At 39.3% G+C, this 17,393-nt stretch carries 14 protein-coding genes; 6 read left to right on the forward strand and 8 right to left on the reverse strand.

All coding sequences use genetic code 11. The annotated features are described in order from the left end of the window. Window positions 1-44 precede the first annotated feature (44 nt). The 6 genes from rpoC (at window position 45) to M0R21_08635 (ending at window position 12,208) form a co-directional block, all read left to right on the forward strand. Window positions 45-4,346: a DNA-directed RNA polymerase subunit beta' gene (rpoC, locus tag M0R21_08610; protein ID MCK9617881.1), complete on the forward strand. Its 4,302-nt coding sequence runs from the start codon at window positions 45-47 to the stop codon at window positions 4,344-4,346. Between the two features lie 12 nt (window positions 4,347-4,358). Further along, window positions 4,359-4,664: a DUF3467 domain-containing protein gene (locus M0R21_08615; GenBank protein MCK9617882.1), complete on the forward strand. Its 306-nt coding sequence runs from the start codon at window positions 4,359-4,361 to the stop codon at window positions 4,662-4,664. 227 nt (window positions 4,665-4,891) lie between these two features. Continuing rightward, window positions 4,892-7,966, forward strand: a complete 3,075-nt coding sequence (locus tag M0R21_08620; protein ID MCK9617883.1) for a TonB-dependent receptor — start codon at window positions 4,892-4,894, stop codon at window positions 7,964-7,966. 21 nt (window positions 7,967-7,987) lie between these two features. Next, complete coding sequence (locus M0R21_08625) at window positions 7,988-9,577, forward strand: RagB/SusD family nutrient uptake outer membrane protein (GenBank protein MCK9617884.1); 1,590 nt, start codon at window positions 7,988-7,990, stop codon at window positions 9,575-9,577. A gap of 17 nt (window positions 9,578-9,594) precedes the next feature. Next, the gene (locus M0R21_08630; protein MCK9617885.1) at window positions 9,595-10,740 is read left to right on the forward strand and encodes a SusF/SusE family outer membrane protein; all 1,146 of its coding nucleotides are present in this window, start codon (window positions 9,595-9,597) and stop codon (window positions 10,738-10,740) included. Window positions 10,741-11,260: 520 nt separating this feature from the next. Continuing rightward, on the forward strand, window positions 11,261-12,208 hold the full coding sequence (locus tag M0R21_08635; protein MCK9617886.1) for a T9SS type A sorting domain-containing protein: 948 nt from the start codon (window positions 11,261-11,263) through the stop codon (window positions 12,206-12,208). An 84-nt stretch (window positions 12,209-12,292) separates the two neighbouring features. Here the strand turns inward: M0R21_08635 and M0R21_08640 are convergent, their stop codons facing one another. From M0R21_08640 to M0R21_08675, 8 genes are all read right to left on the reverse strand, one after another. Beyond that, window positions 12,293-12,559: a hypothetical protein gene (locus M0R21_08640; protein ID MCK9617887.1), complete on the reverse strand. Its 267-nt coding sequence runs from the start codon at window positions 12,557-12,559 to the stop codon at window positions 12,293-12,295. Between the two features lie 157 nt (window positions 12,560-12,716). Beyond that, a complete protein-coding gene (locus tag M0R21_08645; GenBank protein ID MCK9617888.1) occupies window positions 12,717-13,202 on the reverse strand; it encodes a hypothetical protein in 486 nt (161 codons plus the stop codon). A 348-nt stretch (window positions 13,203-13,550) separates the two neighbouring features. Continuing rightward, window positions 13,551-13,985 carry a T9SS type A sorting domain-containing protein gene (locus tag M0R21_08650; protein ID MCK9617889.1) on the reverse strand — a complete coding sequence of 145 codons (435 nt, stop codon included), beginning with the start codon at window positions 13,983-13,985 and terminating at the stop codon, window positions 13,551-13,553. A 3-nt stretch (window positions 13,986-13,988) separates the two neighbouring features. Continuing rightward, a complete protein-coding gene (locus M0R21_08655; protein MCK9617890.1) occupies window positions 13,989-14,420 on the reverse strand; it encodes a hypothetical protein in 432 nt (143 codons plus the stop codon). Between the two features lie 403 nt (window positions 14,421-14,823). Beyond that, window positions 14,824-15,213 carry a hypothetical protein gene (locus tag M0R21_08660; GenBank protein ID MCK9617891.1) on the reverse strand — a complete coding sequence of 130 codons (390 nt, stop codon included), beginning with the start codon at window positions 15,211-15,213 and terminating at the stop codon, window positions 14,824-14,826. A gap of 728 nt (window positions 15,214-15,941) precedes the next feature. Beyond that, window positions 15,942-16,307 (reverse strand): hypothetical protein, encoded by a 366-nt coding sequence (locus tag M0R21_08665; GenBank protein ID MCK9617892.1) that lies wholly within the window; start codon window positions 16,305-16,307, stop codon window positions 15,942-15,944. 43 nt (window positions 16,308-16,350) lie between these two features. After that, window positions 16,351-16,665, reverse strand: coding sequence for a Hint domain-containing protein (locus M0R21_08670; protein ID MCK9617893.1), 315 nt, complete (start codon window positions 16,663-16,665; stop codon window positions 16,351-16,353). A 56-nt stretch (window positions 16,666-16,721) separates the two neighbouring features. Next, on the reverse strand, window positions 16,722-17,024 hold the full coding sequence (locus M0R21_08675) for a hypothetical protein (GenBank protein ID MCK9617894.1): 303 nt from the start codon (window positions 17,022-17,024) through the stop codon (window positions 16,722-16,724). Between the last annotated feature and the right edge of the window lie 369 nt (window positions 17,025-17,393).

Raw genomic sequence — 17,393 nt, forward strand, 5'->3', positions numbered from 1 at the left:
GGTAAAATCAACTTATTTTTATAACAATCAGCATTATACACAATATGGCATTTAAAAAGGAATCATCACCTCTCAACAATTTTTCAAGCATGACTATCAGTCTTGCTTCACCCGAAACCATTCTTAATCGTTCGAGTGGAGAGGTATTAAAACCCGAAACTATAAACTATCGTACATACAAACCCGAACGCGACGGTTTGTTCTGCGAACGCATTTTTGGTCCGGTAAAAGACTGGGAATGCCATTGCGGAAAATACAAACGTATTCGCTATAAGGGTATTGTATGCGACCGTTGCGGCGTAGAAGTTACTGAAAAAAAGGTACGACGCGAACGAATGGGGCACATTCAATTGGTAGTCCCTGTGGCACACATCTGGTTTTTCAGATCTATGCCCAATAAAATCGGTGCTCTGCTCGGTTTGCCCTCCAAAAAAATTGACACTATCATTTACTACGAAAAATACGTGGTAATTAATGCCGGCGTTGCAAAAGATTTTCAGTTAAAATCAGGCGAAAAAGTAGATTACCTATCTTTCCTTTCGGAAGAGGAATATTACGAAGTATTAGACACCCTTCCCAAAGAAAACCAGTACCTCGACGATAATGATCCAACCAAGTTTATCGCCAAAATGGGTGCAGACGCATTGTACGAACTTCTTTCGCGATTAAATTTGGATCAGGTTTCTTTCGAACTCCGCGACAAAGCGAACAAAGAAACATCGCAACAACGCAAACAAGAAGCACTGAAACGCCTCCAGGTGTACGAAGCTTTCCGCGATGCCCAAAAAAGAATAGAAAACCGTCCCGAATGGATGATAGTAAAAGTAGTTCCTGTAATTCCGCCCGAACTCCGTCCTTTGGTTCCCCTTGATGGGGGAAGGTTTGCCACATCCGACCTTAACGACCTTTACCGCAGAGTTATCATCAGAAATAATCGCTTAAAACGTCTCATCGAAATAAAAGCTCCCGATGTAATTATGCGAAACGAAAAACGCATGCTACAGGAAGCCGTTGACTCACTTTTCGATAACTCACGTAAAGCCAGTTCGGTAAAAACCGAATCGAATCGTCCCCTTAAATCGCTTAGCGATAGTCTGAAAGGAAAACAGGGACGTTTTCGCCAAAACCTGTTAGGAAAACGTGTTGACTACTCGGGTCGTTCGGTTATTGTTGTGGGACCTGAACTCAAACTCAACGAATGTGGTCTGCCTAAAGAAATGGCTTCCGAATTGTTTAAGCCTTTTATCATCCGCAAAATGCTGGAACGCGGTATCGTTAAAACCGTAAAGTCGGCAAAGAAAATTGTGGACAGAAAAGACCCCGTCGTTTGGGATATCCTTGAAAATATCCTGAAAGGGCATCCTGTTATGCTTAACCGTGCCCCTACTCTTCACCGGCTGGGGATTCAGTCATTTCAGCCCAAGCTTATCGAAGGAAAAGCCATTCAGTTGCACCCGCTCGTTTGTACGGCTTTTAATGCCGATTTCGACGGCGACCAGATGGCAGTACACGTTCCCTTGGGCAACGCAGCCATCATCGAAGCCCAGATTCTGATGCTTGCCTCGCACAACATTCTTAACCCTGCCAACGGAGCCCCCATTACCGTACCTTCACAAGATATGGTTCTGGGTTTGTATTACATGACAAAAGCCCGCAAATCGGAAGGAAATTTTAAAGTAAAGGGTGAAGGAAATACTTTTTACTCTCCGCAGGAAGTAATTATTGCTTTTAACGAAAAGAAAGTTGACCTGCATGCAGTTATCAATGTCCGCCTGAAAACCATGGAAAATGGTCAGCCCGTTGTGAAAAAAATGGAAACAACTGTTGGCCGTGTACTATTCAACCAGGTTGTACCCGAAAACTACGGATACATCAACCAGATACTTACAAAAAAAGCCCTCCGCGATATCATCGGTGATATTCTGAAAAAAACCGGAACTGATAAAACTGCCAAATTTCTCGACGATATTAAAAACCTTGGATATACCATGGCATTCAAAGGGGGTTTGTCGTTTAATCTTGGAGATGTAATTATTCCCAAAATCAAAGAAGATCTGATTAAGCAGGCAGACAATGAAGTGGATGAAGTTTTGAACAACTATAACATGGGCTTCATCACCAACAACGAAAGATACAACCAGATTATTGACATCTGGACACACACCAATTCGCAGCTCACAACTACCGTGATGCAGCAATTATCCAAAGACCAGCAGGGATTCAATTCAGTGTATATGATGCTTGACTCTGGTGCCCGTGGTTCAAAAGAACAAATCCGGCAGTTGTCGGGTATGCGTGGTTTGATGGCTAAACCTCAGAAGTCTGGCGCTTCTGGAGGTGAAATCATTGAAAATCCTATTCTTTCCAATTTTAAAGAAGGTCTTTCTGTACTTGAGTATTTCATCTCTACGCATGGCGCTCGTAAAGGTCTTGCTGACACCGCTTTAAAAACAGCCGATGCCGGTTATCTCACCCGCCGCCTTGTGGATGTTGCTCAGGATGTCGTCATCACCGAAGAAGACTGCGGAACTCTGCGCGGATTGCTTACTACCGCTTTGAAGAAAAACGAAGAAGAGGTAGAGTCGTTGTACGATAGAATATTGGGACGTACTACCCTGCACGACATTTATCATCCACAAACAGGAAAACTTATTGTGCCCGCAGGAAAAGAACTTACCGAAGACATCTGCGAACAAATACAAAATTCGCCAATTGAAGCCGTTGAAATCCGTTCGGTACTTACCTGTGAATCGAAAAAAGGTGTTTGTGCAAAATGCTATGGTCGCAGCTTAGCTACAGGTCATATGGTTCAAAGAGGTGAAGCAGTAGGTGTTATTGCTGCACAATCCATCGGCGAACCTGGCACTCAGCTCACCCTTCGTACATTCCATGTCGGCGGTGTGGCAGGTGCCAATATAGCCTCATCTTCCCGTATAATAGCCAAATACAATGGCGTTCTTGAAATTGACGAATTGCGTAGCGTAGAATATACCAATGCTGAAGGAAAGACTTACGAAATTGTTCTCGGACGTTCGGCAGAAATGCGGATTGTTGACCAAAATACGGGTATCGTGCTTTCTTCAGGAAACATCCCTTACGGAGCCAACTTGTATTTTACCCATGGAACTCAAATTCACAAAGACGAACTCATCAGCGACTGGGATCCATACAATGCCGTTATCCTCTCCGAAGTAACCGGTAAAATACTCTACGAAAATATTATCGAAGGAGTAACTTACCGCATCGAATCCGACGAACAAACCGGATACCACGAAAAAGTAACCATCGAATCGAGACAAAAAACCAAAAACCCGGGAATTAAAATTTTATCATCCAGCGGTGAAGAAATCAGAGCCTACGATATTCCTGTGGGTGCCCATATTATGGTTGAAGACGGAGATAAAATCCATGCTGGCGAATTACTTGTAAAAATACCACGCGCCGTAGGCAAAGCCGGTGACATCACCGGAGGGCTGCCTCGTGTTACCGAATTATTCGAAGCACGTAACCCCTCCGACCCCGCCGTAGTATCCGAAATAGATGGTGTGGTTTCTTTCTCCAAAAAACTTAAAAGAGGAAACCGCGAAGTAATCATCACTTCCAAAACCGGCGAAGAAAAGAGCTATCTGATAACCACTTCCAAACAGATTCTTGCACAGGAAAATGATTATATAAAAGCCGGAACGCCGCTATCAGAAGGTGCCATGACTCCGGCAGACATCTTAGCCATTAAAGGACCTATGAAAGTACAGGAATACATCGTTAACGAAATCCAAGAAGTGTATCGCTTACAAGGTGTAAAAATCAACGACAAGCATTACGAAGTCATTGTACGGCAAATGATGCGGAAAGTGGAAATAGAAGACCCTGGTGATACTAAATTTCTGGAAGGCGAACTGGTTAATAAAACCGATTTCCAGGAAGAAAATGATGAAATTTTTGGGAAAAAAGTAATAATTAACAGTGGAGATTCAGTAAATTACAAAGCCGGTCAAATCATCAGTGCCCGTAAATTGCGTGATGAAAATTCTCTGCTGAAACGCAGGGATAAAAAACTGGTAGAAGCCCGCGATGCACAGTCAGCCACTGCCCGTCAGGTATTGCAGGGGATAACCCGTGCTTCGTTGCAAACCTACAGCTTTATTTCTGCCGCTTCGTTCCAGGAAACTACCAAAGTTCTTACCCAGGCAGCTATTAATGCCAAACGCGACGATCTGCTGGGTTTGAAAGAAAATGTAATTGTTGGACATAAAATACCGGCAGGAACCGGACTCCGCGAATACGATAACCTTATCGTAGGCTCACGGGAAGAATATGAAACCCTAATGGAATCGAAAAACGACTAAAATCATTATGTTATGAACAAACAGGAAAATCAGATCAATATCGAGTTGAATGAAGAAACGGCAGAAGGAATCTACTCAAACCTTGCCATTATCACCCATTCCAACACAGAGTTCATAGTTGATTTTATCAAGATGATGCCCGGAATTCCAAAAGCGAAGGTAAAATCGAGAATCATTCTTACACCTCAACACGCCAAAAGATTACTTAGGGCGCTAAAGGATAACATTTCTAAGTTTGAGCAAATGCACGGTACCATTAAAGATACCGAAACCGAAGGAATACCTTTTCCCATTACCGGACCCACAGCCCAGGCTTAATAACCTCAGAAAATTCTTAAAAATGGCTTCCCCCAAAAGGAAGCCATTTTTTTTATTTTTTGCAATAAAAAAATATTGCATATGTGTTAATTAAATTTTATTTATCTTTGAATCAATTTTACGTTCATATAAAAAATGTCTTCTTCCCGATGTAAAATTATAAATTTCGAATTTATATATAAATATAATTATAATTAACTAAAATGTTAACTTAAAAATGTCAATCTATGAAGAAACATCTACAATTGTTTGCTATTCTGTTTCTTATCATTTTGTGGGCATTTGCCACTGAGGCATTTGCACAGGAGATGAAGATTACAGGAAAAGTAAAGGATGCTACCGACGGTAGTTCGCTACCGGGAGTAAGCATTCTGATCAAAAACACCACGCGAGGTACGACAACCGACATTGATGGAAGCTATTCTATCACTGCGGGTGCCACATCCACACTGGTATTTTCATTTGTAGGCTACACTCCTCAGGAAGTAGTAGTCGGAGCACAAAAAGTGATTAATATCTTTTTAAAACCTTCCGTTACCGGTTTAGAAGAAATTGTTGTAATCGGCTATGGGCAGGTAAAGAAATCCGATGCTACTGGCTCACTGTCGGTACTCGGTTCGAAAGACTTTAACCGGGGTGCAATCTCCAATCCAATGGAACTCCTGGTAGGAAAAGCCGCAGGTGTTATTATTAATACCAACAATGGAGCTCCGGGCGCTAATTCAACCATTCGCATCAGAGGAGGCTCTTCGCTTAAAGCAAGTAACGACCCATTAATAGTCATTGACGGTGTTCCTTTCAACGATGCTAACATTAGTGGAGTAAGCAACTCATTGAACTTTATCAACCCAAATGATATTGAATCCTTTACAGTGTTAAAAGATGCTTCAGCCACCGCTATCTACGGTTCACGTGCATCTAATGGGGTAATTCTTATCACAACTAAAAAAGGCAAAGTCGGTGCAAAAATGCGTGTCAGCTACAACGGAATCCTGTCATTCGGAACCGTACAGAAAGATGTTGATGTTTTAACCGGGGATGAATACCGTGCCCTTGCACACGAAAAATTAGGCTCAAATAATATTAACGAAACTGCTTTGGCAAGCTTAGGCACAGCAAATACTGACTGGCAGAAAGAAATTTACAGGACAGCAGTTTCGCACGACCACAATATAAGTGTTGGCGGTGCAGTAAAATCTGTACCCTACAGGGTTTCGTTAGGCTACACTGACCAGGAGGGTATTCTGAAAAATACAAGCATGAAACGCAATACTCTTTCTTTCAACCTCGACCCAACATTTTTAAACGGAGATTTAAAAGTGAACGTAGGTGGAAAAGGTATGTACACCAAACAGGATTTCAGCAACGATGGTGCAGTAGGTGCCGCAATTCTTTTCGACCCGACTCAACCGGTTATGAACGGAAATAGCCGCTATGGTGGATATTTTACATGGACAACCACTGGTAGCGGCTATGCCGGACCCAATGCCGAATACAACCAGATGGCTACCTCGAACCCTGTTGCCATGCTCGATTTAACCGACAACAAATCCGACGTTTACAGAGGTAATGGCAACATACAGTTTGATTATAAAGTGCCTTTTATCCCCGATTTGCACGCTAATCTTAATATGGCTATTGACGCATATAAAAGCGACGGACACAACAACGTGGATACCATTGCCGTTTGGACGCGCCGTGAAGGTTTTGGACGACTAAATGATTATAATCAGGAAGGAAATTCAAAAACACTCGACTTTTTATTAAATTATAAAAAAGATTTAGATGCCTTGCAAAGTAAAGTTGAAGCTATGGCTGGTTATTCTTACCAACGTTTCTGGAGAAAAAAATATAATTACCAACACAGTATAGTTGACTTAAAACATCCTCATATTGTTGCCGATAGTATGACTTTTGAGACAGAAAATGTGCTTGTATCATTCTTTGGCAGGATAAATTATTCATTGATGGATAAATATTTGCTTACTGTAACTCTCCGCGATGATGGTTCATCAAGATTTGCCCCGGAAAACCGCTGGGGATTATTCCCATCACTTGCATTGGCATGGAAAATCAAGAACGAAGACTTTCTGAAAGATGTAAAAGCTGTTACCGACCTTAAACTAAGGTTAGGTTGGGGTGTAACTGGTCAGCAAAACATTATCACCGATGATAATAACAAACTTCTTGATTATCCTTATATGGGCACATACACATCATCAGTTGAATCTGCCTGTTATCAGATTGGTTACGAAACTGTTGACGGAGTAATTGACTATACAAAACCCATTTTTGTTACCACACTTCGTCCAAATGCCTACGACCCAAGTATTAAATGGGAATCAACTACCACACAGAATATAGGTCTCGACTTCAGTTTCTACAACGACAGAATTTCCGGTTCGTTGGATTATTACAAACGCGAAACCAAAGACCTTATCAACAGCATTCCCATTCCAAACGGAAGCAATTTCTCAAACTATCTTACAACCAATGTTGGATCACTCGAAAACAAAGGCTTTGAAATTTCACTTAACCTGAAACCCATTGCCAAAAGAGACATGACATGGGACGTTGGTTTCAACTTTACTTATAACGAAAATAAAATAACCAAGTTTCTACGTACAGATGATCCTACTTACAATGGTATCCCTGCAGGCAATATAAATGGAGCTACCGGAAACAATATTCTAATTCAAAGTGTTGATTATCCAACATATTCTTTCTTTGTGCTGCAACAAGTTTACGATGTCAACGGATTCCCAATCGAAGGATTGTACGTTGACCTAAGTGGCGAAGGCGGAAACATTTCAAGTAACCTTGCTAATTTTTACCATTACAAAAAACCAGTACCCGATTACCTGATAGGTTTATCTTCACGTTTCAGCTACAAAAAATTCGACATAGGTTTTTCAGCCCGTATCAACCTAAACAACTATGTTTACAACAATGTAGCTTCACAGACCTTCTACGGCAACATGTATAACAACAACTACTGGCAAAATTTATCATCACAAATTAAGGATACAAAATTTAACAATGCACAGTATTTTTCGGATATTTATATCGAAAATGCCTCTTACTTTAAAATGGATAATATTTCTGCCGGATATAACTTTACAAAAATCATTACCGAAAAACTTCGTGGACGTGTAAGCTTCACAGTTCAGAATGCTTTCACAATAACCAAATACAAAGGCATAGACCCCGAAGTAAATAATGGCAGCGACAAATTGGGTATTGATAACAACTTCTATCCCCGTGCAAGGGTATATATGTTAGGTGTTAATTTAGATTTATAATAATAAAAAGGAATTAAGATTATGAAACGTATAAAAATAATATCATTATTTATAGTTTTATTCGCATTGGTTTCCACATCTTGCATAAACGATTTGGACACCAAACCATTGGATAAAAACACTGTAGTTCCCGATAACCTGCTCGACCGCCCTGGTGCCATCGAACAGGCTTTAGCAAAACTCTATTCTTCTTTTGCCGTTCCCGGGCAAGATGGTGTTAATCTATCAGGAGATATTTCTGGCATTGATAATGGCTTTGGTGTTTACACCCGTGCCCTTTGGATGCTTCAGGAATTACCAACTGACGAAGCCATCTGCGCATGGAACGACCAAACCATTAAAGACTTCCACTGGCAGACATGGTCAGCCACCGACGTTTTCAACATGGCAATGTACAGCCGTATTATTTACACCGTTACCATCTGTAACGAATTTATAAGAAACACCGAAGGAAACGACGACCCTGATGTGATAAAATGCAACTCCGAAGCAAGATTCTTAAGGGCATTGGCTTATTTCCATGCCATTGATATGTACGGAAATCCAGCTTTTGTTACCGAAGCCGACAAGCCCGGAAAATTCTTCCCGAAACAAACCACCCGCGCCGAATTGTTTGCCTACGTTGAAAGCGAGCTTAGAGACATAGCCGACAATAACAAATTAGGAGAACCCAGATTCATGTACGGACGCGCCGATAAAGCCGCCGCCTGGATGCTCCTTGCACGTCTTTACCTTAATGCAGAAGTTTATACCGGAACCCCAAGATGGGCTGATTGTATAACCTATTGCAACCTGGTTAAAAACGCCGGCTACATTCTCGAGCCCGATTACCATGCAAACTTCTGTGCCGACAATAATTTAAGCCGCGAGTTGATTTTTGCAATTAATAACGATGGACAATACACACGTTCGTATGGTGGAACCACTTACATTATTCATGCCGCTACCGGAGGAGGTATCAGCGCTGCTGCTTTAGGTATCGGAAGCGGATGGGGCGGAAACCGTACAACCCCTGAATTTGCCAACATCCTTACTAATAATTATCATCCTCCTCGTTCCGACTCAATGTTCACGCAAGTACCCGATAAAAGAGTTTACCTTCAACTGCTTAACAACTGGGACATTATTAACGTAGGTACTTTCACCGATGGAATAGGAGTAAGGAAATTTTCAAATGTTAACCACGATGGCACAGAAGCTATTCATCCTCATAACGATTTTACCTGCACCGACTTCCCTATTTTCCGCCTTGCTGATGCTTATCTGATGGAAGCCGAAGCCTTACTCCGTTCGGGTGGCGACAGGGGTACTGCACTTAACGACATTAATGCCTTGCGCGAAAGAGCTTATGGCAATATAAACGGAAATATCAACGACAGCCAACTCACCCTCGATTTCATACTCGATGAACGCGGAAGAGAACTTTACTGGGAAGCCGTTCGCCGTACCGATTTAATCCGATATGGCAAATTTACCGGAGATGCTTACTTATGGCAATGGAAAGGAAATTCTTTTTATGGACTTGGTACACCCTCTTACCGTAACCTCTATCCTTTACCCGCATCGGAAGTTTCGGCTAACCCTAACATTCATCAAAATACTGGTTATTAATTTTTAATCTTGGAAAAATGAAAAAAATCTTTTTAATATTCTTCATTATTGCGGGTATTGTTATTTCTTCCTGCAAAAAGGATGAAACAAAGGTTGAATTAACACAATTCATACCCGGAGCGCTTCTTTCTCCCGCTACAAATTCAGAGTTCGTTCTGCTAAAAGCTAATGCGGAAGACACTCTCATGACTTTTAACTGGGACGCAGCTACCTACACTTTCAGCAACGGCGACCCTGCTACCATTGCAGTTAACTATACTATCGAAATGGATACCACTGGTAATAACTTTGCAAATTTTAAAACGGTGTATGCCACCAACGACCTGCAATATCCCATGACAGTAAAAGCAATGAACAATTTCTTGATAATTAAATGGGAAGACCTGCCAAACGTATTATCTACCTACGATTTCAGGGTAAGAGCGTCTTTATCCGAATCTACTTCTGAAGATGTATTTTCCGATGTAATCACGCTTAATTTCACACCATATTCAACGGAAGTAATACTATCACCCATTTACTTACTTGGAAATGCCACAGCAGCAGGCTGGGACAACAACCTTGCTTTGGAAATGACACATATAGGCGAAGCAGGAGAATATGTTATCGTAGCTACCCTATCTGGTGCTGCTGATACTTATATAAAATTTATTACAAGCCTTGGACATTGGGCACCTCAGTGGGGCACCGACGCCACTGGAACTAACGAAGCCGGACCACTTGTTTATCGTCCCGATGAATCAGTTGCCGACCCCTTAGCCATTCCAGCACCAGCTACTAACGGAGATTACAGAATATTAGCCGACACAGCTAATTTAACTTACACTATTACACCTGTTACAGGAGTTTTATACCTACTTGGCGATGCTACTACTGCCGGATGGAACAATGCAACACCACTCGAAATGACAAAAGTAGCTCCGGGTATTTTTGAAATAACTACCACTCTCACTGCAGGCGGAATGAAATTCCTCGAAGTTCCCGGACAATGGGCTCCACAATGGGGCACCGATGCCACTGGAACAAATAGCAGAGGCATACTAATTTACCGTCTCGATGAAACAGTTCCCGACCCAACTAATATACCTTCACCTGGTGCAGGAACCTATACAATCACAGTTAATCTGGCTACCCAAACCTATACTATTACTGCTGTTAAATAATCAGTTATTCGTTTTTTAACAACATAATTAAAAATGATAAAATCAAAAGGGTTGAAATGCTATTGTTTCAACCCTTTTATTTTTTTCTGAAAAAATTATCACTTGACGGAATAAATAGATGGCGACGGTATTATATAACCTGAATTGGAGATAAAACATGTTTTACATCTGACTGATATTAATCCGTCAGGGTTTTAACATCAATAGAAATAAATTTTATTTCTGTGGATTCTCCGTCAGGATATCAATAACTAATGCCCTATAGACAAACTTTTATAAGAAATCAACATGCTATTGACATTGATCGCCAACGGCAAAATGTAACATGCTAAAATATTACAATAATGGTTTGCAACCTTATGCTGAACCCGGGTAAATAAATCAGAGTTTTTTTATTTCTGTTGAAGTTTTAAAAAAAAAATTAAAAAATTGTAATTGTAATTTTAATATTTTTAACTTTGTAAGTTAAAATATACATTTAAATTTAGAATTTAATCATTAACCTTTTAATCAAATGCCTATGAAAAAACTATTACTAAGTATGCTAATTATTGTAGCTGTAGGGCTCTTTAATTATGCAAATGCTCAATTCAATGTTACTTTGAATGTTGATATGCATGGTTCTGGCTTGAACGGAGAAACTATTTATTTTGCCGGTGATTTTGGTGGAATTTATGGCTCATGGGATGAACCAGGAAACAATGCAAATGATGTGTTAACAGATGCTGATGAAGATTCTGTTTATTCAATAACCTTAACTGGTATTGCTGCTGGCAACTATATGTTTAAGTTTTTCATGGGACCTACCTGGAGTACTGGTGAATGGACTGGCGATCCTAACCGTAGATGCTCCATCGCTGCTGATAAAACTTTGGACTTTGTTTGGGCTGATAAACCTTTTGCTATTACTTTAAATGTAGATATGCATGGATCCGGACTTAATGGTGAAACTATCTACATAGCAGGTGACTTTAAAGGCGACAATGGCTCATGGAACGAACCCGGAACAAATGCTTCCAACATCTTAACCGATGCTGATGCCGATTCTATCTATACTATTATTGCTTATATTGGTGCAGGTGATCATCAATTTAAGTTCTTTAAAGGTGAAGGTTGGGATGGCGGCGAATGGACTGGTGATCCTAACAGAACTTTCACTACTATTGAAGCTGACTCTTCTTTAGACTTCGTTTGGGGCGTGAACCCAGAAGGTATCAACGATAATCCTCTTGCTGGTAAAGTAAGTGCTTATCCTGTTCCTTGTAACAATACGTTGTATGTAAATGCAACGATTGATGTTAAGCAAGTTATTCTTTGCAATGCTTACGGACAGCAAATTTCCAGATTAAACAATGTTGCAGCCGGTAAAATTTCTATCAACACCTCTAACCTTGCCGATGGTATGTATTTTATTACTTTCGTAGGGAAGAATGGTGGACAGTTAGTTCAAAAACTTCTTAAGAACTAACGTAACTATCATTTCTGAATAAAAAAGGAGCTCCCTACCGGAAGCTCCTTTTTTATGCTTATGAGTACAATAAACCAAAATTTATTATAAAATACAAGTAATTGGGTCTTTTAGAGTCGGCGTTGGTTCTTTTAGAGTCGGCGTTCCTTCTTTTAGAAGCAATGTTGGGTCTTTTTTATAGAATGTTCCTTCAAAAAGAAGGAACATTGGGTCAGAAAGAGGGAACTTCCCTTCTTTTTGAGGGATCATTCCCTCTTTTAGAACCATTAATTTCTCTAAAAGAAGGAATGATGGCTCTTTTTCATTCAACGCCGACTCTTTTAGAAGCAAACGCATTTCTTTTTCAGGCAAGGCAGACTTTTTAACCATTGAAGCCTGCAAAGAAAGTGAGAAACACCATGCTGTTACTTTACCAGGAGTATTAATGGGAAGAATGTGGCTATAAAAAATAACCTGCCCGTTTTTTCATTTCAACCAGCAGGTTATAAAACCGGAAACATTACCGTTTTTAGTTCTGCAGTACTTCGCCTTCTGTTTTGGCTTTACGACCCGAGAAACGTTCCTTCAGGTCGTCGGAAGCCGGTTTTGCACCCGGAACATTCCGTTTGGCTGCATCCTTTACAGAAGCATAAATTGAAAGCGCAGCGATATAAGCTTCGCTCCCGGCAAGCAGGATGGAATCATCAAGCAATGTATTCATTTCTTCGATGGAATGTATGAAAGTAAGCAGGTATTTTACCGCCTTAACATCTTTCTCCATTTCATCCAGGTTGATGTATGCAGGCACAAGATGCGGATACAAGCGACCGTAATCCAATGCTTTTTCCACAAAGGCAATGGTTTTATCACCCATTTTGGCATAAGCATGCCGTTCTTCGGAGGTAAGGGTTACCAATCCGGCAGGTAACATACTTTTCAGTTTGGCTACTTCCGAAATAAACCCATCCACCTGTTGCTGGGTAATGTCTAACGAAATTCTGTTTTCGCCTTCCATAAGTTTGCATTTAGGTTAGCCTACTGTTTGCAAGCATTTCGGATGTGCTTACCTAAAAACCAGTAGTTTTATGGCTCACTGTTTTTATGCACATCAAATATATGAAATATTACCCGAATTTATTCATTTTGTTGAAAACTTTTTTTACAAAAAGGAAAAATTTATTTCATTCCGGGCGTGCGGCTTCAATTAACAGATAACCCATTTACTTCCGGGTTATTAATCCGGATAAGCCATCCACGGATGTTGTAAAGATAATCGGTTTTTTGCAGAATTATAAATTCCGCTCAGCCGAGGGAATCCCGATTTAACCGGGACCGCTCAGCCGAGGGCTTAGCAGGAAAATACTTATTCCTTAACGATCTTCCACACACTCCGTTTATCTCCTGCTTTAAGCTTCAGGTAGTAGATACCAGAAGGTTGGGCTGTGAGGTTGATAGCCCCGCTCCCGGTACCTGACAGTGGAGAAGCCGATAACAACATACCGGAAGAATTATACAGGGCGCTTTCCACTCTTGTACCTTCCGGCAGGTTGCTGATGGCTACATTTACCTCACCCATGGTAGGGTTAGGCGACACCGTAATGGTAAGCTCTCCTAAGGTTTCCGTTAGCAGCTCCCTCCCTTCGGGAGGGTTGGGGTGGGAGGTTGTTTGTTTTAGTGTTACCACGTTGCGGGTGGTACGGTTGCCACTGGCATCGTAGGCATAGCTGATGGCTTGGGAAAATGCTTGCTGCAAACCAAAAAGAATTATTAAGAGTAATAGAAGGTTGATCTTTTTCATTTTTTATGGGTAGGTTATTGTCCAGTTCATTATTTGCAAGTCTTGTAAGCTTAAATCATAACGCTTTAATACAAGGTAATTCGCTTTTACAGTGTCCCAGGGGGCGGTTTCTAATACATGGGCATCAAAAATAAAAACAGATATGGTATCAACTTTATCATTAAAAAGACCCTTTGAAGGAGCCCCATAATAGTTTTTTTGAATACTATATGCTTCAATTTTATGTATCTGTGGATTATATATAGGATTTGCTACATGATTAAAACTTGTGTCGGGATAATCTATTGTCCATGCAGTATAGATTGGTATATTGGACATATTATTTACACGTAGTTTTAAGTCTTCATTATTGACCTTGTTGCAGGTTGTATTAATTGTTAGCAAACCTAAGATAATTAAATAAATTGGTTTAATAGTTAAATAATTTGATTTCATATAATTATTTTTATTGATTTATTATAGATATGATGCCTCCTCCTAAAAAATCCCCGCTGAGCGGAATTTGCAATTCCGTTCGGAACGTTAGAAAATTTGCAATTTTCTGTTTTCATAATTTATTTTATTGTCGGCAGTAAAGTTGCTAATGGTGGTTATCTGCGGCGACGGGTCCCTGTTTGCTGGTCCGCTTACCGTTTGCACCGCTTGGGGCTTCCCCTGCTGATATGCAAATTCACCTGCTAAAATAGTGTTTTTTATAAAACCAATAGCTGAAATACAATTCCAACGGTATTCCGAGCGGTCCCGATGACTATCGGGACAAATGCAGCTCAGCCCAGGAATTTGCTGTATAGCCTCATTTAATAACCTAAAACAAATTTTAGTTATTCACCTCGTAAACTTATTGCAGAGGGTGTACTGTATATTTGGAGCCAAAATAAAAAACTAATGCAAAGGAACCCAAGATATACAATATCAGCAATATGTTTCCTATAAGCTTCTGTCTTTTACTCTCATCTTTATACTTTTCATAAATCCTGTCTCGATTTCTATATAAAAATAGATAATTTAAACCAAAAGCCAATAATCCCAAAGGGATAGTATAACTGTAAATTTCGCTTTTAGAACTAAATTTCATATTTGCTAATGAATTATGGTTTAAAATAATTTGGATAACAAAAATATTCGCTAAATGACACATACTAATAAAAAGCATAGCATTAGTAGCAGGCATATCGTTTGTGGGTATTCTTTTAAAAGTTTGCCACAATTTATAATATAAATATTTCATTATTAACATGTTTAAAACTAGTGATTAAAACCCCTTATCGGATAAGGTGCCCGGTCCGGGTGTCCGGTAATCATATTCATATAGGCTTTACTTGCCTGATAATTTGCTTGTATAACAAATCCAGGACATCTGCCCACTCCAATAGCTATAACGGTAACTGTTGTATTAAGCCCTGTTTCACCCCAAGATTGTTTTTTAACCCAGACCTGCTTTTAAACAGGCTCAGTTTTTTTGCTCTTTATAGTGGGTATCTCGAACCAAAATAATATACAAGTGCTGCCGATGCAATTATGTATAGTACCAAAGAGGTGTTGCCAATTATACTTTTGCTCTTGCTCTCATCCTTGTATTTCTCATAAAGCTTCTCTCGGTTCTTGTATAGATAAAAATAATTTATTAAATAAAGAACTAAGCCAAGTGAGCATGCAAATAGAATTATTTCATTCTTTGAATTCGGTTCAATATTAAAACTAAAGAAATGATTTACTAAGACTTGGATAGTTGCAATATTTATAAAATGGAGTATGCTAAAAACAATCATAGCATTTGTGGCAGGCATATCGTTTGTGGGTATTTTTTTAAAAGTTTGCCACAATTTATAATATAGATACCTCATTTTCAGTGTTTTTTATTTAGTGATTAAAGCCCCTTACAGGATATGGTGTCCAATCCGGGATTCTGTAATAAAAGTATCGCATAACCTGTTATTCACAATAATCTATCATCAATTACTTTAAAGGCTTTCCTAAGATAAAAAACAGTACCACGCTGAGTACAATGTACAAAAGCAAATAAATTGTCCCTTTACGCCTTTCTTCTTTGGTCTCATTTTCATATCGTTTACATATTTCATTCTGTTTGCCAAAAAGGGTTTTAAATCCTATAAAAAGCAAAATAAAATACAATACTAAACCAAAGGAATAGACAAAATTTTTGCTGATTTCAAAATTAAAAAAATATCTAATTACTGACATGGCCGTTAAAATATTAAACCCCAGTAAAACAAGTAATAATAGTAATGCATTAAATGCCGGTGTATCATTAGATTTCACTCTCTTTAACTGCTGGTAAATTCTGTAATAAAAGTATCGCATGGCTCAATTAATTTTTAATGTAAAGCATTTGTTTGCCAAATAGTTACTTGTTATGCACCAATATATTGCTATTAGTCACAAAATAATTGTGATTGCCTTCTACTTCAATGTTATAAACCGTTTCAGGATGCTTTTCGAGAACAGAACTTGTAACATGTTCTATTGAACCATCTTTTGTTTTTAAGACCATGCCAGGTTGCAAATCCTTTACTTTTACCCAGCCTTTGCCCTCTACATAGAAAGGGTGTTCTGCTGTTACAAATATCCTTTGGTTATCCGTTGTAAGCTCATAAATCTCCTGCGTTTTTCTCTCAAACGACTTTACAACCTTGCTCAGTTCAACTGTATTCTTTTCCATGTTATATGAGTAAACGCTATCCCCGCTGAGCGGAATTTGCAATTCCGTTCGGAACGTTAGAAAATTTGCAATTTTCTGTTTTCATAATTTATTTTATTGTCGGCAGTAAAGCTGCTAATGGTGGTTATCTGCGGCAACGGGTCCATATTTGCCGGTCCACTTACCGTTTGCACCGCATGGGGCTTCCCCTGCTGATATGCAAATTCACCTGCTAAAATAGTGTTTTTTATAAAACCAATAGCTGAAATACAATTCCAACGGTATTCCGAGTGGTCCCGATGACTATCGGGACAAATGCAGCTCAGCCGGGATAGTAATAATTTAATACAGCAAATAAAAAATAATTCTACTGCTGCCATTTTAAAACAATTTGCTCTGTTTTTAAATATATCCGCTTTTTAATATATGTTGTAATTTATACTATAACAGCATAGTATGGCTTAAAAAACAACTGAAATAAGTTATTTTTATAACCGTTTCCTGTATGCTCCGGCTGTATTTCGTTACATAAAATACATTTGCACTTCCCTTTTTACCCCTGTTTTTTGTAATAAAGTATTAATAGGATTTATTAAAAAACTGAATTAAAAAACTATTTTAAGAAAAAAACCAAGAAATGTACATAAAAAAATTTTAAACAAATACTACTCTATTTCCCCATTAACTGTACCACATTCATAGTATCGGAAAAGTTTGCTGCAAATAGTTTTCTCTAACCATCCATATAT

The organism is Lentimicrobiaceae bacterium, assembly GCA_023227965.1.
Lineage (GTDB): Bacteria > Bacteroidota > Bacteroidia > Bacteroidales > JALOCA01 > JALOCA01.

Coding starts and splice junctions, on each gene's coding strand:
- rpoC (MCK9617881.1), top strand. CDS start 45: ATGGCATTTAAAAAGGAATCATCACCTCTCAACAATTTTTCAAGCATG.
- M0R21_08620 (MCK9617883.1), top strand. CDS start 4,892: ATGAAGAAACATCTACAATTGTTTGCTATTCTGTTTCTTATCATTTTG.
- M0R21_08625 (MCK9617884.1), top strand. CDS start 7,988: ATGAAACGTATAAAAATAATATCATTATTTATAGTTTTATTCGCATTG.
- M0R21_08650 (MCK9617889.1), bottom strand. CDS start 13,985: ATGAAAAAGATCAACCTTCTATTACTCTTAATAATTCTTTTTGGTTTG.
- M0R21_08635 (MCK9617886.1), top strand. CDS start 11,261: ATGAAAAAACTATTACTAAGTATGCTAATTATTGTAGCTGTAGGGCTC.
- M0R21_08645 (MCK9617888.1), bottom strand. CDS start 13,202: ATGGAAGGCGAAAACAGAATTTCGTTAGACATTACCCAGCAACAGGTG.
- M0R21_08660 (MCK9617891.1), bottom strand. CDS start 15,213: ATGAAATATTTATATTATAAATTGTGGCAAACTTTTAAAAGAATACCC.
- M0R21_08670 (MCK9617893.1), bottom strand. CDS start 16,665: ATGGAAAAGAATACAGTTGAACTGAGCAAGGTTGTAAAGTCGTTTGAG.
- M0R21_08615 (MCK9617882.1), top strand. CDS start 4,359: ATGAACAAACAGGAAAATCAGATCAATATCGAGTTGAATGAAGAAACG.
- M0R21_08675 (MCK9617894.1), bottom strand. CDS start 17,024: ATGGCAGCAGTAGAATTATTTTTTATTTGCTGTATTAAATTATTACTA.
- M0R21_08655 (MCK9617890.1), bottom strand. CDS start 14,420: ATGAAATCAAATTATTTAACTATTAAACCAATTTATTTAATTATCTTA.
- M0R21_08665 (MCK9617892.1), bottom strand. CDS start 16,307: ATGCGATACTTTTATTACAGAATTTACCAGCAGTTAAAGAGAGTGAAA.
- M0R21_08630 (MCK9617885.1), top strand. CDS start 9,595: ATGAAAAAAATCTTTTTAATATTCTTCATTATTGCGGGTATTGTTATT.